The sequence below is a fragment of the Aromatoleum aromaticum EbN1 genome (assembly GCF_000025965.1).
Lineage (GTDB): Bacteria > Pseudomonadota > Gammaproteobacteria > Burkholderiales > Rhodocyclaceae > Aromatoleum > Aromatoleum aromaticum.
In genome coordinates this window covers 183,948-197,765 of sequence record NC_006513.1, presented here as the reverse complement: position 1 = coordinate 197,765, position 13,818 = coordinate 183,948, and the positions used below count along the sequence as shown (strand labels likewise).

Sequence of the window (13,818 nt, the reverse complement as noted above, 5' to 3'; positions counted from 1 at the left end):
CAATACGCCGCAGATCCTGTCGATCGCGCCGGTTCTCGACCGGGTCGGTTTCCGCGCCATCAATTATGCGTCCAGTACACACATGGGGATGGCGGTCAAGACCCACCGCGAAGACCCCTGGGAGCGCATCCGCCTGACCCACGCGGCGATGCCCGACACGCCGCTGGAATTCATCGGTACCGGGCTGCGCTTCATCTCCTGGGAGAGCCAGCACCCGGAATTCATGCAGCTTGTTTACGACCGGCTCGTCATCAACGGCATTTCGCGCTTTATCGTCATGGACCCGATGAACGATGCGCAGGCCATGCTCGAATCGGCGGGCATGATGCGCAAGGCCGGCGCACGCGAGATCATCGCGGCCCTCACCTACACCATCAGCGTCGTGCACGACGACGCCTACTATGCGAACTTTGCCGCGCAACTGGTCCGCTCGCCCGACATCGACCGCCTCTACATCAAGGATCCGGCCGGCATCCTGACTCCTGAACGGGCGCGCACGCTGATCCCGGCGATCCGTGCGCAACTGGGCGGCAAGGCCCTTGAACTGCATTCCCACTGCAATATCGGACTGGCCCCGATCACCTACATGACTGCGGCCGAGCTGGGCATCGACGTCCTGCAGGTCGGCTGCGGCGCGCTGAGCTCCGGCACGGCGCTGCCGAACGCGCAGCGCGTCGTCGCCAACCTGCGCGAGCTGGGCCACACGGTGGACATCGACGACCGCGCGCTGGCCCGGGTATCGGACTACTTCACCCGCATCGCGGCCGCCGAGAACCTGCCGGTCGGCATGCCCCAGGAATTCGATGCCGCCTTCCTGCGCCACCAGGCGGCAGGCGGCTACATCTCGACCACGCGGCGGCAACTTGCGGAACTCAAGCTCGAACATCGCTTTGACGAGGTCATGGAAGAGCTGAGCCGGGTGCGGGCTGAGCTGGGCTATCCCATCATGGTCACGCCCTTTCCGCAGATGCTCGGTTCGCAAGCCTTCTATAACGTGATCGGTAGCGAACGCTATGCCAACGTCTCGGACCAGGTGATCCGCTACGTTCTCGGCAATTTCGGCCGGCCCACCGGCGTCATCGATCCGCAAGTGAAGGACCGGATCCTCGCCCGCCCCCGTGCCAAGGAACTCATGAACGAGCCGCCACCGCCGACGCTGGCGGAAATGCGCCGGCAGTTCCCGCCCGGCATCTCGGACGAAGAGTTCCTGCTCCGTGCAACCATGCCGTCCGAACAGGTCGAGGCCATGATCGCGGCCGGTCCTGCACGCCGGCACTACAACCCGGATGTGCAGCCCATCATGAAGCTGATGCGCGAGCTGCAAACACGCCCCGACGTCTCCGACGTCGTGATCGACAAACCCAATTTCCGCCTCGAGCTGCACGGCAACAGCAGCAAGGAGAACACCCATGCGTGACGACAGCGTCGCTTTTGCCGGACAGAACATCCCTGAAGCCGCACTCACCCGCCTCGGCCAGACACGCGGTTTCGTCTTCGACATGGACGGAACACTGTTGCTCGGCAATGAGCGCAACCACGACCTAAAGCCGCTGCCCGGCGCGCTGGAAATCACTCACTGGCTGACCGAACGCGGCATTCCGTTTGCCATCTTCACGAATGGGACCACGCGCCCGCCCGAGGAGTACGCAGCCATGCTGGGCAAGCTCGGCTTCGCGCTGCCCGACGAAGCGATGATGACGCCGGCGAGCAGCGCGGTGGATCTGTTCGTCCAGCGCGGCTACAAGCGCGTGCTGGTGCTCGGCGGCGACGGGCTGGCGATGCCGCTGCGCAAGGCCGGCATCGAGGTCGTCGCCCCGGTCGGCAAGCCCCAGGCCGATGCGGTGATGATCGGCTGGTATCGCGAATTCACGATGAACAATCTGGAAGCGGCCTGCTACGCAGTCTGGGGCGGCGCCCAGGCCTACAGCGCTTCGCAGGCGCTGTTTTTTGCCACCGCGGCCGGCAAGACGCTCGGGACATCCCGCGCCATCTCCGCGATGCTCAAGGATCTGACCGGCTGCCGGGTGCAGGTCGTGGGCAAACCCTCGATTCACGCCTTGAAGGCCGCAAGCCGCGGCCTCGGCGTGCGGCTCAAGGACATGGCGGTCGTTGGCGATGATCCCGAACTGGAAGTCCCGATGGCCCACCGCGGCCGCTCGCTGGCCATCGCGGTCAATACCGGCTTGGGCAATGCCGATTCGTTCTCACACTTGCCCCCGACACGAGGGCCGCATTTGACCGTGCATGGGGTCGATGAGCTGCTGCGATTGCTGCAACGCCAGGCGCTTTAGGCATCAGTGGATTCCCCGCCCCGGACGAGCCGCCCATTCAAATCCAGCGACACACGCAACGGAGATGCAGTGCAATGAAACTGACTGAAGAACAGGGACTGAAGGAGATCGAGGGTATCGTCGGCGCGGCGCATCTGCTGACCGACGCCGCGACCCTGGCAGGATATTCCGTCAACATGCTTGCCACCGGTGACATTCTGCCCGCGGCGGTGGTGCGGCCGGCCTCGACGGAAGAACTTCAGCAGGTAGTGAAAATTGCCAACACTTACAAGACGCCGGTATGGCCGTTGAGCGGAGGGCAGAACCGCGGTTACGGCATGGCCTGCGCAGCCAAACCAGGCAGCATCATCATCGACCTGAAAAGGATGAATCGAATCCTCGAAGTCAACGTCGAGCTTGCCTACGCGCTGGTCGAACCCGGCGTGACATTCGCCCAGCTCTATCGCTATCTCAGGGACAATGACATTCCCTTGTGGATGGATGTCCCGAGCGGCAGCCCGGAAGGCTCCTGCCTGGGTAACATCACGGAGCGGGGGGCCGGGTACACGCCGCTGGGGGAGAAGTTCCTGTTCAGTTGCGGCATGGAAGTCGTCCTCGCCAACGGACAAGTGATCCGGACCGGCACCGGAACACTGCCGAATTCGCAGACTTGGCAGATTTTCAAGTGGGGTTATGGGCCGTCCCTCGACGGACTGTTCACCCAATCCAATTTCGGTATCGTCACCAAGGCAGGGTTCTGGTTGATGCCGCGCCCCCCGGCCTACGAACCGCTTGCGGTCATCATGGATGAACCGGAAGCGGTCTACAAGGCGGTCGAAGTGCTGCGCCCGCTCAAGCTCAACATGGTCATCCCGAACGGTGCCTGTGTCACCCACGTGCGCAAGGCGCTGGGGCTGACGGCGTGCTGGGGTGAGGGAAAAAACATCCTGCCCCAGGTCGGCCGGCGCTTCGACTACAGCCCAGAAACCCTGCGGGAATTGAAGCAAACATACCGACTGGGCGAATGGAACTTCGCCGGCGCGCTCTACGGCTTGCCGGAAACCGTCCAGACCTACCGGCGGATCGTCGAAAACGCCTTCCGCTCGGCCCTTCCCGGATGCCGTTTCCTGAGCGCCGAAGAACAAGCGGCGAGTCCCTACTGGCGTGCCCGGGAAAAGGCGATGCGCGGCGAGCCGCTGTGGGAATTCGACATGTCGGACTGGGAAGGCAAGGCAGGGGCGCTGTGGATTTCACCGGTCGCCCCCGTCACCAACGATGCCGTCGGGCAGCAGATCCGGATCGCCGAAGAGACTTACGCCAAATATGGCTTCCACTATGCTGCGGAACTGATCCTCGGGACCGGTCGCGATCTGCATCACATCATCTGGCTGCTGTTCGATCGCAGCGATGCCGAAGAACGCAGCCGCGCCGAGCAGTGCGAGCGGGAAATGTACGACCGCTACTGCGAGGTTGGCTACCTGCCTTACCGGACCGGACTCTCCACCGGCGACTACCTGATGCGCAAGCTGGGTCCGTTCAGGGACCTCTGCCACGACCTGAAACAGCTCTTCGACCCAAACAACATCCTGTCGCCAGGCAAGTCGGGAATCGATCTGGCCAATCGCTCATAACCCGGTAACCGAGGTGTATTTCATGAAGCAGAATTTGTCTGGAAAAGTAGCGTATGTCTCCGGTGCGGCCTCGGGAATCGGCGCCGCCATTGCGCGGGTGTTTGCTGCGGAAGGCGCATCCGTGCTTCTCGGAGACGTCCAGGTGGAGCGCGGCGAGACCGTTGCCGCACACATCCGGGAGCAGGGGGGCAGGGCGCTTTTCATTCACCACGATGTCTCCGACGAGCGGCAATGGGAAAGCGCGCTTGCCTGCGCAGTCGAGGAGTTCGGCGGAATGGACCTCCTCGTCAACAACGCCGGCATCGAGCAGACCGGCCTGCTCGCAGACGTCGAACTCGCCGACATCAACAAACTCCTGGCAGTCAATGTGGCCGGCGTGATCCTCGGCCACAAGCACGCGATCCGGACGATGCGCCCGGGCGGCAGTGCGGGCAAAGGCGGCAGCATCATCAATTTGTCATCGGTGGCAGGGTTGATCGGCACTCCCGCGCTGGGCGTGTACAGCGCCACGAAAGGCGCGGTGCGGCTGCTCAGCAAGGCGGCCGCGGTCGAGTGCGGCCGGCTCGGCTACGGCATCCGGGTCAACTCGATCCACCCGGGCCTCGTGGATACCGACATGGGCGTCAAGCTGGTGGATGATTTCGTCGGGCTTGGAGTCTTCGCCGATCGCGAAACGGCGCTGCGGCAAATGCTCGAAACCTATCCCATCGGCCGCACCGGCGTCCCCGGCGACATCGCCGGCACGGCCCTCTTCCTCGCCAGCGAGCAATCGAGCTGGATCACCGGGACCGAAATCGTGGTGGACGGGGGAATGACGATCAGCTGACCCCCCATCGGCCATGCCAGAAAGACCAGACCAAAGGAGAACATCATGCTGCTCGAAGGGAAAACCGCGCTGGTGACGGGTGCCGGCAACGGCATCGGCCGCACCATCGCGCTCACCTACGCCGCCGAAGGGGCGAACGTCGTCGTTTCCGACATCAGTGACGAATGGGGCCGGGAAACACTCGCCCTGATCGAAGGCAAGGGCGGAAAAGCCGTTTTCCAACACGCCGACACCGCCCACCCCGAAGACCATGACGAGCTGATCGCCGCGGCCAAACGCGCCTTCGGCCGCCTCGACATTGCCTGCAACAACGCCGGCATCAGCGGCGAATTCACCCCTACCGCGGAAACGACCGACGCCCAGTGGCAACGAGTCATCGGCATCAACCTGTCGGGCGTGTTCTACGGCGTGCGTGCGCAGATTCGCGCCATGCTCGAAACCGGAGGCGGCGCGATCGTCAATATTTCTTCCATTGCCGGGCAGATCGGCATCGAGGGCATCACGCCCTACACCGCCGCCAAGCACGGCGTGGTGGGTCTGACGAAAACGGTCGCCTGGGAATATGGCAGCAAGGGCATCCGCATCAATTCGGTCGGTCCGGCCTTCATCAATACCACGCTGGTTCAGAACGTTCCCCTCGAAACACGCCGGCAGCTCGAACAGATGCACGCCCTGCGCCGCCTAGGCGAAACGGAAGAAGTCGCCAATCTCGTCGCCTGGCTGAGCAGCGACAAGGCCAGCTTCGTCACCGGCAGCTATTACGCGGTCGACGGCGGCTACCTCGCACGATGATCCTCATCGCTCACTAAAATCAATCAGAGGAATATCAATGTCTGCACACGTTCAGGTAATCGGGGTCGGCATGGTCAAGTTCGTGAAGCCCGGCGCTCATGAGCCCTATGAAATCATGGCGTCGAAGGCCATTCGCGCCGCCCTTGCCGATGCCGGCATCAGCTACGACAAAATCCAGCAGGCCTACGCCAGCTACGTCTTCGGCGACAGCGCCTGTGGCCAAGCCGCCCTGTACCGGGTCGGCATGACGGGCATCCCGCTTTTCAATGTAAACAACAACTGCTCCTCGGGCTCGTCGGCGCTGTTCCTTGCCCGGCAGGCCGTTCTTTCCGGCAGCGTCGACTGCGCCCTGGCCTTCGGTTTCGAGGAAATGCGTCCGGGCGCACTGGGCGCGGTCTGGAACGATCGCACTTCCCCGCTGCTCGAGATGGAAGATCAGCTCGAAAAGATCGTGCCGGGCCTACCGTCTGCGTCCAACGCACATCGCCTGTTCGGCTCCGCCGCTCTGGCCTACATCGAGAAGACCGACGCCAACCCCAACATCTTTGCCAAGGTGGCAGTGAAGACCCGCAAGCATGCGATGAACAACCCGCTGGCGATCTTCAACCAGCCCCTCACCGTCGAAGAAGTCATGCAGTCACCGGTGATTTTCGCCCCTTATCTGACCCGTCTCGAAGCCTGCCCGCCTTCATGCGGCGCGGCGGCGGCCATTGTGTGCAGTGAAAAGTTCGCCCGCCGCCACGGCCTTGCCCGCGGCATCAACATCCTCGCCCAGGCGATGACCACCGACCGTCCGGCGCGCAACGACAACCCGATCGATCTCGCCGGTGCCGACATGACCCGCAACGCCGCCGCGCAAGTTTACGCGCAGGCCGGGATCGGCCCCGAGGATATTGACGTCGTCGAACTGCATGACTGCTTCACCTCGAACGAGGTCATCACTTACGAGGGGCTGGGACTCTGTGGCGATGGAGAAGCGGAAAAATTCATCGCAGCGGGTGACAACACGTACGGCGGAAAATATGTCATCAACCCCTCCGGCGGACTCATGTCAAAAGGGCACCCGCTGGGGGCGACGGGCCTCGCCCAGTGTACCGAGCTGGTTTCCCAATTGAGAGGGGGGGCCGGAGCGCGGCAGGTCAGTGGGGCGCGCCTTGCGCTTCAGCATAACTTGGGGCTGGGGGGAGCCTGTGTCGTCACCCTGTACGGAAAAAGCGCCTGAATATCTGATCTGATTTGCTTCATTTTCCAACTGAGGACGGATCGTGATCACAACGATTGTCGAATACAAGCTTCCTTCCGCCCTAACCAGGGGTGAAATTCTTGAAAAATTCAAAGCGGCCCAGGAAAAATTCATCCATACCAAAGGGTTATTGAAAAAATATTTCTGCTACAACTCCTCCGACGCCACTGGAACGAGCGTTTACCTCTGGGAAAGCTTGTCGTGCGCAGAAGCCTTCTTCACCTCCGAAATGTTGCATGCGTTTGAAAAAACTTTTGGATGCCGCCCTGAAGTAAGGCATGTCGATACGCTCATGACGATCGACAACGTCACTGACGAAGTCTCAGTTTTCCACGCCTGAGCAGTCGATGACAGTCATGCGCGCAGACCGCCTATTACCGGCATGGCGTCGCAACTGTTTTACAGGGGCACGGACTGCCAATGCAGCAGCATTTTTGACAGGTAAATTGCATGAAAGCGATCACATTACGTAGCCCCGGCGGTCTCGACCGCCTTGAACTCGTCGAACTTCCTGACCCGGGACAGCCCGGACCGGGCGAGATCAGGGTGAGGATTCACGCCAGTTCCCTGAATTTCCACGATCTTGGCGTCGTCAGCGGCGCCATGCCGGTCGCCGATAACCGCATTCCGATGTCCGATGGCGCCGGAGTCGTCGAAGCGATCGGCGAGGGGGTCGATGAGTTCGCCGTCGGCGACGCGGTCGTTTCGACTTTCTTTCCGCACTGGCTCGATGGCGAAGCCCCGATCGCCGATTTCTCCACCACCCCGGGCGACGGAGTCGATGGCTACGCCTGCGAACTTGTTGTTCGACCGGCGACGGCCTTCACTCACAGCCCGCGGGGCTACAGCCACGCCCAGGCCGCCACTCTGACGACCGCGGGGCTCACCGCGTGGCGCGCGCTGATCTACAACGGCGGCTTGAAAGCCGGGGACAGCGTACTTGTGCTGGGCACGGGTGGCGTATCGATCTTTGCACTCCAGTTTGCCAAGGCAATGGGAGCAACCGTGATCGCCACCTCATCTTCGGACGAGAAACTCGAGCATGCCAGAGCGCTCGGCGCCAGCCACACCATCAACTACTGCAGCCAAGCTCAATGGGCTTCGCGCGTGCTCGATTTCACCGGCGGCTGCGGCGTCGATCACGTTATCGAAGTCGGAGGCCCCGGCACCCTGGCTCAATCGATCCAGGCCTGCCGGATAGGCGGCCACATCGCATTGATCGGCGTGCTGACGGGAGGAGCAGGGGTGGTGCCCACTGCGGCGCTCATGAAGCGCCAGCAACGCCTGCAAGGACTGATCGTCGGGAATCGTCGTCAGCAGAACGAACTGGTCCGTGCCATCGAAGCGACCGGGATCTTTCCGGTCATAGACCGATCCTTCACGCTCGAAACCATTGCCGACGCCTTCCGGTTACAGAAGGCGGGAGGGCATTTCGGGAAAATAAGCCTTGAATTTTGACCGCAACCCCAGGTTTTCGAAAGGCACACCAGGCTCTGCAACTGGAGCCCGGACACCGCCTGCTCAGTATGCAGCGTCTTAAGTCTTAAATAACACTGTTCGCCCAACAACCTCCTGGAGACTCACGGTGATTTCAAGAAGAGCTTTCCTGCAAGGGTCAGTGGCAATGGGAGGTTTAGCGCTTGCCGGGACTTCGATCCCAGGCTTCGCTGCCCCTGCGACCCTTAGCCAGTACAAGGCCCCTTTATCCCTATTTTCTGCCATATACGACAACGGTTTTCCCGCCAGCGCAGCTTTTGGCGCTGCGACCGAGGAGCAAGGCTACTCGACCCATGACATCGACGGCGACATTACCGAACTCTGGGTGCATCACTTGGCCGAGCAGTGGCAGCGCGAGCCGGTGGCCATTGCGGGTCTGACACACGCCAGTGCCTTGTTCGTGCTCGAACGCATGGGGTGGGATCATGGCTTGCGCGTCATTTTCCGCGCCCGCCATCAGTTCCAGGCCAACGGCGATATTGAACACCGGCTGTCCGGCCCGGCCTCCATGCTGAATGCGTTCAAAACCACCGTTTCGGAGCACGCCAGTCTTGGCGCCTGCATGGCTGGCGTCCTGTCCCATTGCCACGGCCCGGAACAGGTTTTAGCGACCCTGTCGCTCATGGCCCGGTCCGGCCTCGAACCGAACGCCCGCCGCGACGACGTCCCGCTGGTTTCGTGGGTCATTGCCCCGCGGTCTTCCTCCCTGCCTGCCTGCAATGGTTTTGATACTGTCGAAAGGATCGTGTAATGAAACTTCCCAAAGGTGTCAGTGCGGCAGACTTCAATGCCACACTAAAAGAATTTCGTCTGGTTGTTGGCGAAGAATGGGTATTCACCAACGATGAGGATATGCATCTTTATCGAGATGCTTATTCCCTGGCCTGGGAAGAGCCCAGTGAACTGGTCGCATCCGCGGCGGTTGCGCCAGAAAACGTCGAGCAAGTGCAGGCAGTAGTGCGGGTCGCCAGCAAGTACAGGGTCCCGCTGTTTGCCATTTCCACGGGCAAGAATCTGGGCTATGGCGGCTCCGCTCCGAACATGGCCGGCAACGTCATCATCGATCTCAAGCGCCTGAAGAAAATCATCGAGGTCGATGATAAAAGGAACTTCTGCATCGTCGAGCCGGGGGTCTCCTATTTTGATCTGTACAAGCACATTCACGAACACGGCTTCAAGGTCATGATGGACGTACCCGATCCCGGCTGGGGGAGCCCGCTGGGCAATGCGGTCGACCATGGCATTGGCTACACTTGGATGAATTATCGTGACCACTTCGGCTCCCACTGCGGCATGGAAGTGGTGCTCCCGGATGGCGAGATCATGCGTACCGGGATGGCGGCAGTGCCTGGCGCCAAGACCTGGGCTGAAAATAAGTACGGCTATGGCGCCTACGTCGATGGGCTGTTCGCCCAGTCCAATTTCGGCATCGTCACCAAGATGGGTTTCTGGATGCAACCGCAACCGGACCACTTCCTGAACGGCTTGGTGAAGGTTCCGAAATACCACGACCTGATCCCGCTGATAAACGGCGTCAACCGGATGGAAGACCAGGGGCTGATCGGCCACCCGCGCTACAGCTGCCCGATGGATCCCCTTTGCATGCAGATCGAGCCGGAGATATACAAGCCAACTCCCGAACTGATGGCCCTCAATAGCCGCCCAGGCGGTTCCTCAGTTGAGGAATATCAAGCCTATGCCGAGAAACAGGGCCACGAATTCTGGAATGTGACACTGAACTTTTACGGTCCGAAGGAAACTGTCTACGCCAACTGGGAATATGCGAAAAAGACAGTCTTTGCCGCCATTCCCGGCGTCCGGTTCGAGGAAATCGAGAACTATGCGTTCCCGCTCGAAAATGCGGAAGCGATCAAGAAAGTCCGCCATAAGGTTGCGCTGGGCATTCCGAACATGTCGATCTTCTCGATCGGGGCCCGCTCTGCGGCCATGCCGCAACCCGGGGACGGCCATGCGTGGTTCTCACCGATCGTCCCCCGCAACGGTGAGGAATTCATCCACGCGCACAAGGTATTCACTAAGGCCGCGCGCGAAATGAACATCACCTCCGCCCCCATCAGCGTTACCAACGTGCCCATGTCATGGCAGTACCGTACCTACCTTTACTTGTTCCCTGTTTTCGTTTCCCGTTCTGACAAGGAGCGCAACAGGAAGTCCGTTGACGACTTCAACAAGCTCATCACACTGGCCGCCGAAAATGGGTGGTCCGAATATCGCACGCCCCCCATATTCCAAGATGCGGTGGCAGCGACCTACTCCTTCAACAACAACATCCTGCTCAGATTCCAGGAGCGGCTCAAGGATGCCATCGATCCCCACGGAATCTTGGCGCCAGGACGCGGAGGCATCTGGCCCAAGCGATACCGGGAGAATTCATGATGAAAAAACTGCTTGGTGCATGCACTGCCATCGCAATGGCAGTGACATCCGGCCCTATAGAGGCCAGCGGGCAGACGGAGGCCGAGCGCGGTTTGGCCGTATTCCAGGAATGGTGTGTCTCGTGTCACGGAATCGGTCCGGGCCATCCGGGAACCCAGGCACTCGATCATCGCTATCAGGGCGTCCTTCCGGGCGCACTGGAGCAGCGCACCGATCTGTCGCCCGAGATCGTCAAGTCATTCGTCCGGAACGGGATCTCGGTCATGCCGTTTTTCCGCAAGACCGAGATCAGTGACGCTGAGCTCGATACGCTGGGAGCCTACCTGTCGCGCAATAACCCACGATAGCATTTCACCAAATAAATGTTGTAAACATCCTCGTCGCGGAGCGGCTCAATCGCAGCGGGCGCACTCTGCCGCTATGGGGATTTGAGGCCAGCCGGTGTTCCAAAGATGACCGATGATTGATGCATTGAAGCGTCGGCAAGGCACAGATCGGCACCGACGGCGGTCATTGGCGCCACGATCGCGCGTGCCAGAAGCGGCGAATGCGGGCGATACGGCATCGAGCAACAGCCGGCCGCTCCCGGCGCCGGGAACTGGGGCGCCGGTGCTGTCGTGCGACGAAAGAGCGGCAAGCTGTGCATCATGGCGGTGCGCGAATCGGCTGTCGACGCATCATGATCTCGACGACAAGCATGGCGCTGCCGCAGCAGCGACAGACGAAGGTCGGCGGTGGCGTTACGGCGCTTTCGTTGTCGACCGGTTCGGGTCGATGCACATCGAGCAAGGCACGCGCCGTGGCGAGACTCTGCTGTCGCCCGGCATTGGCCAGCAGTCCGTAGTGACGGATGCGGTGGAAACCCCTTGGCAACACATGCAACAGGAAGCGGCCGCATGAACTCGTCGGCGGCGAGCGTCATCGTCTTGTGGCGGGTACGCCCCTTGGCCCGGTAATCCTTCCAGCGGAAGGACACGTCATTCTCATCCATCGCCACCAATCGGCGGTTGGAGATGGCCACCCGGTGGGTGTAGCGGGAGAGGTAGGCCAATACGGCCTCGGGACCGGCGAACGGACGCTTGGCATACACCACCCACTCGCACCTGCGCAGCGGCACCAGTCCGGAGCGCGCCCAAGATACTTCGCGAAGTTGCGCACGGCGCGCACGTACCCTTCCTGGGTTCTGTCGCCCAGCTTGCGCATCCGCATGTCCTCAATCATGCGTTGGCGCAGTGGGCTGATGGGGCGGACAGTCGTTTCCATGATGTGCTCCTGTCGAAAACGAGGCGGATCGCCTCATTTCCAACATGGCAGAGCACTGCCGATGCGCACCCGCGACGTCCTGACTGTTCGAAGCGGTTCAGCACGCCCTACCGCGCGAGCGGTTTAGTCCGCGGTCGATCACTTGCCGGTCACCTGGCACTTCCGAATGGCGGCTCAACCGTTGGAAGCTGACGAACCGAAGCCCGAACGACGAACAGCGGTATCAGTCGTAGAGGGTCGTCGATGGCGCGTCGTCGCGTTCGACCGCCTCGGTGTGCATTACTGGCTCCTGGAACGCCGGGCGGGGGCGTCAGGCGAAGGCCTCCGGGTCTTGCATTCATACGGAAATGTCGCGCTGGCCATGCAGCACACGCCAGACACCGATGTGATCTGGCCGTTCGACATAGAAGACGAGGTAGGGGTAGGGAGACAGCGCCCAAGCGCGCAGACCAGGAAGGTGCAATTCATGCGCATAGCGAGGCGAACCCGTGCTGGGATGGCGACCGATGTGGGTGTAGGCCTGTTCCAATGCGTCGATGAAATCGAGTGCGACCGACGCGGCGCCCTCTTCCAGGTAGTAGGCGACCGCGCCGTCAACCTCCTCGTTGGCCTGCTCGCGCGGGAACTACCGGTTTGATCTTCACCCGCGAGAAACAGGCTTGGCAGCCTTGCGTACCCGGTCACGTAGCTTTTCGAAGTAAGCGGCATCGGCTGGCGATGCCGGTGCAGAGGCGGCGCCCGCCAGGAGCAAGCCACGTAACCGCTGGCGGTCCTGATCCTTGCGGATCAATTCGCGCACGTACTCGCTGCTGGTGCCGTAGCCACGCTCGCTGACCTGGGAATCCACGAAGGCCTTCAGACTGTCGGGCAAGGAAATGTTCATCGTGCTCATGGCTTCAGCCTAAGTGGCTTGGCAAAATTCGGCAAGAATCAGGTTGCCGGGCCTCCATGCTGCGCATTCCGACGAACGTGACCGCCTGCACCGACGAACGTGACCGGGGGGTCTGCGCGCGAAGCGTGGTGTTCAGATTCTAACCGTGTCGGTCACGATCACGGTCAATTCGGGGCACGGCGCAGGCTTATCCACAGGCGGCCGCCAGCGCGCCTCATACGCTGGCGGGCGGGCGCCTGTGGGTAAGGCGTCTCGCGCGCACGGCCTCATGCCTTTTCCTTTCTTCTCATCGACTCGCCCTTGAGGGCGAGCTTGTGCGCGGCGTGCACGACGCGATCGAGGATCGCATCGGCGAAGGTCGGGTCGCCCAGGTAGGTGTGCCAGTGCTCGATCGGCAGCTGGCTGGTGATCACGGTCGAACGCGTGCCGACGCGGTCGTCGAGCAGCTCCAGCAGGTCGCTTCGCTCCTGCGCCGACGGCGCGGCCAGGCCCCAATCGTCGATGACGATGAGATCCATGCGCGCGAGCTGCATCAGGCGTCGGCTGAAGCTGCCGTCGGCATGCGCGATGCGCAGCTCTTCGAAGAGCCGCGGCAGACGCACGTAATAGGCCGCGAGGCCCTGCCGGCACGCGGCATTGGCGAGCGCGCAGGCGAGCCAGGTCTTGCCGCTGCCGGTGGGCCCGGTGATGAGGCAGTTCTGGTGATGGCGGATCCATTGCCCGGTGCCGAGCGCGGCGATCTGGCTGCGCTCGAGGCCGCGCCCGGCGCGGTAGTCGACGTCCTCCAGGCAGGCGGCAGCGGCTTTGATGCGGGCGGCCTTGAGCAGCCGATCGATGCGTTTGCCGTCGCGCAGCAGGATCTCGCGATCGATGAGCTGGGCGAAACGCTCCTCGAAGCTGAGCGCGGTGATGGCGGGCTGGGTGAGCTGCTCCTCGAAGGCGCGGGCCATGCCTTCCAGGCGCAGGGTGCGCAGTTGTTGCAGGCTGTGTTGCATCAGCATCGATGT

The 13,818-nt window shown here is 61.8% G+C and carries 14 protein-coding genes and 1 pseudogene; 11 read left to right on the top strand and 4 right to left on the bottom strand.

Annotated features, from left to right (window positions below; genetic code table 11):
- Positions 1–88 precede the first annotated feature (88 nt).
- The 11 genes from EBN1_RS00890 (at position 89) to EBN1_RS00840 (ending at position 11,003) form a co-directional block, all read left to right on the top strand.
- A complete protein-coding gene (locus EBN1_RS00890; protein WP_422103701.1) occupies positions 89–1,417 on the top strand; it encodes a biotin carboxyl carrier protein in 1,329 nt (442 codons plus the stop codon).
- The gene (locus tag EBN1_RS00885) at positions 1,410–2,291 is read left to right on the top strand and encodes an HAD-IIA family hydrolase (protein ID WP_011236022.1); all 882 of its coding nucleotides are present in this window, start codon (positions 1,410–1,412) and stop codon (positions 2,289–2,291) included. The genes EBN1_RS00890 and EBN1_RS00885 overlap by 8 nt, the downstream gene beginning before the upstream one ends.
- A 74-nt stretch (positions 2,292–2,365) precedes the next feature.
- Complete coding sequence (locus EBN1_RS00880; RefSeq protein WP_011236021.1) at positions 2,366–3,901, top strand: FAD-binding oxidoreductase; 1,536 nt, start codon at positions 2,366–2,368, stop codon at positions 3,899–3,901.
- A gap of 22 nt (positions 3,902–3,923) precedes the next feature.
- Positions 3,924–4,727 carry a glucose 1-dehydrogenase gene (locus tag EBN1_RS00875; protein ID WP_011236020.1) on the top strand — a complete coding sequence of 268 codons (804 nt, stop codon included), beginning with the start codon at positions 3,924–3,926 and terminating at the stop codon, positions 4,725–4,727.
- A gap of 45 nt (positions 4,728–4,772) precedes the next feature.
- Positions 4,773–5,519: an SDR family NAD(P)-dependent oxidoreductase gene (locus EBN1_RS00870; protein WP_011236019.1), complete on the top strand. Its 747-nt coding sequence runs from the start codon at positions 4,773–4,775 to the stop codon at positions 5,517–5,519.
- A 37-nt stretch (positions 5,520–5,556) separates the two neighbouring features.
- Positions 5,557–6,741 (top strand): lipid-transfer protein, encoded by a 1,185-nt coding sequence (locus tag EBN1_RS00865; protein ID WP_011236018.1) that lies wholly within the window; start codon positions 5,557–5,559, stop codon positions 6,739–6,741.
- A gap of 43 nt (positions 6,742–6,784) precedes the next feature.
- Positions 6,785–7,102 carry a hypothetical protein gene (locus EBN1_RS00860; protein WP_011236017.1) on the top strand — a complete coding sequence of 106 codons (318 nt, stop codon included), beginning with the start codon at positions 6,785–6,787 and terminating at the stop codon, positions 7,100–7,102.
- A gap of 110 nt (positions 7,103–7,212) precedes the next feature.
- Positions 7,213–8,220 carry a zinc-dependent alcohol dehydrogenase family protein gene (locus EBN1_RS00855; protein ID WP_011236016.1) on the top strand — a complete coding sequence of 336 codons (1,008 nt, stop codon included), beginning with the start codon at positions 7,213–7,215 and terminating at the stop codon, positions 8,218–8,220.
- Between the two features lie 127 nt (positions 8,221–8,347).
- Positions 8,348–9,010 carry a twin-arginine translocation signal domain-containing protein gene (locus EBN1_RS00850; RefSeq protein WP_011236015.1) on the top strand — a complete coding sequence of 221 codons (663 nt, stop codon included), beginning with the start codon at positions 8,348–8,350 and terminating at the stop codon, positions 9,008–9,010.
- Complete coding sequence (locus tag EBN1_RS00845) at positions 9,010–10,656, top strand: FAD-binding oxidoreductase (RefSeq protein WP_011236014.1); 1,647 nt, start codon at positions 9,010–9,012, stop codon at positions 10,654–10,656. Before EBN1_RS00850 ends, EBN1_RS00845 begins: the two co-directional genes overlap by 1 nt.
- Positions 10,653–11,003 carry a c-type cytochrome gene (locus EBN1_RS00840; protein ID WP_157866554.1) on the top strand — a complete coding sequence of 117 codons (351 nt, stop codon included), beginning with the start codon at positions 10,653–10,655 and terminating at the stop codon, positions 11,001–11,003. The genes EBN1_RS00845 and EBN1_RS00840 overlap by 4 nt, the downstream gene beginning before the upstream one ends.
- Before the next feature lie 298 nt (positions 11,004–11,301).
- On the opposite strand, the pseudogene EBN1_RS00835 reads toward EBN1_RS00840, so the two are convergent.
- The 4 genes and pseudogenes from EBN1_RS00835 to istB all read right to left on the bottom strand — a co-directional run.
- Positions 11,302–11,812, bottom strand: a pseudogene (locus EBN1_RS00835) (IS91 family transposase); the annotation flags it as partial.
- Between the two features lie 444 nt (positions 11,813–12,256).
- Complete coding sequence (locus EBN1_RS00830) at positions 12,257–12,493, bottom strand: type II toxin-antitoxin system RelE/ParE family toxin (protein ID WP_083782918.1); 237 nt, start codon at positions 12,491–12,493, stop codon at positions 12,257–12,259.
- A gap of 66 nt (positions 12,494–12,559) precedes the next feature.
- Positions 12,560–12,811: a type II toxin-antitoxin system ParD family antitoxin gene (locus EBN1_RS00825; RefSeq protein ID WP_041645420.1), complete on the bottom strand. Its 252-nt coding sequence runs from the start codon at positions 12,809–12,811 to the stop codon at positions 12,560–12,562.
- A 266-nt stretch (positions 12,812–13,077) separates the two neighbouring features.
- Positions 13,078–13,812 carry an IS21-like element ISAzo4 family helper ATPase IstB gene (istB, locus tag EBN1_RS00820; RefSeq protein ID WP_011236010.1) on the bottom strand — a complete coding sequence of 245 codons (735 nt, stop codon included), beginning with the start codon at positions 13,810–13,812 and terminating at the stop codon, positions 13,078–13,080.
- Between the last annotated feature and the right edge of the window lie 6 nt (positions 13,813–13,818).

Bases quoted from the DNA above. Each gene is read 5' to 3' on its own strand.
- EBN1_RS00890 (WP_422103701.1), top strand. From the start codon at position 89: ATGGCGGTCAAGACCCACCGCGAAGACCCCTGGGAGCGCATCCGCCTG.
- EBN1_RS00885 (WP_011236022.1), top strand. From the start codon at position 1,410: ATGCGTGACGACAGCGTCGCTTTTGCCGGACAGAACATCCCTGAAGCC.
- EBN1_RS00880 (WP_011236021.1), top strand. From the start codon at position 2,366: ATGAAACTGACTGAAGAACAGGGACTGAAGGAGATCGAGGGTATCGTC.
- EBN1_RS00875 (WP_011236020.1), top strand. From the start codon at position 3,924: ATGAAGCAGAATTTGTCTGGAAAAGTAGCGTATGTCTCCGGTGCGGCC.
- EBN1_RS00870 (WP_011236019.1), top strand. From the start codon at position 4,773: ATGCTGCTCGAAGGGAAAACCGCGCTGGTGACGGGTGCCGGCAACGGC.
- EBN1_RS00865 (WP_011236018.1), top strand. From the start codon at position 5,557: ATGTCTGCACACGTTCAGGTAATCGGGGTCGGCATGGTCAAGTTCGTG.
- EBN1_RS00855 (WP_011236016.1), top strand. From the start codon at position 7,213: ATGAAAGCGATCACATTACGTAGCCCCGGCGGTCTCGACCGCCTTGAA.
- EBN1_RS00845 (WP_011236014.1), top strand. From the start codon at position 9,010: ATGAAACTTCCCAAAGGTGTCAGTGCGGCAGACTTCAATGCCACACTA.
- EBN1_RS00840 (WP_157866554.1), top strand. From the start codon at position 10,653: ATGATGAAAAAACTGCTTGGTGCATGCACTGCCATCGCAATGGCAGTG.
- EBN1_RS00825 (WP_041645420.1), bottom strand. From the start codon at position 12,811: ATGAGCACGATGAACATTTCCTTGCCCGACAGTCTGAAGGCCTTCGTG.
- istB (WP_011236010.1), bottom strand. From the start codon at position 13,812: ATGCTGATGCAACACAGCCTGCAACAACTGCGCACCCTGCGCCTGGAA.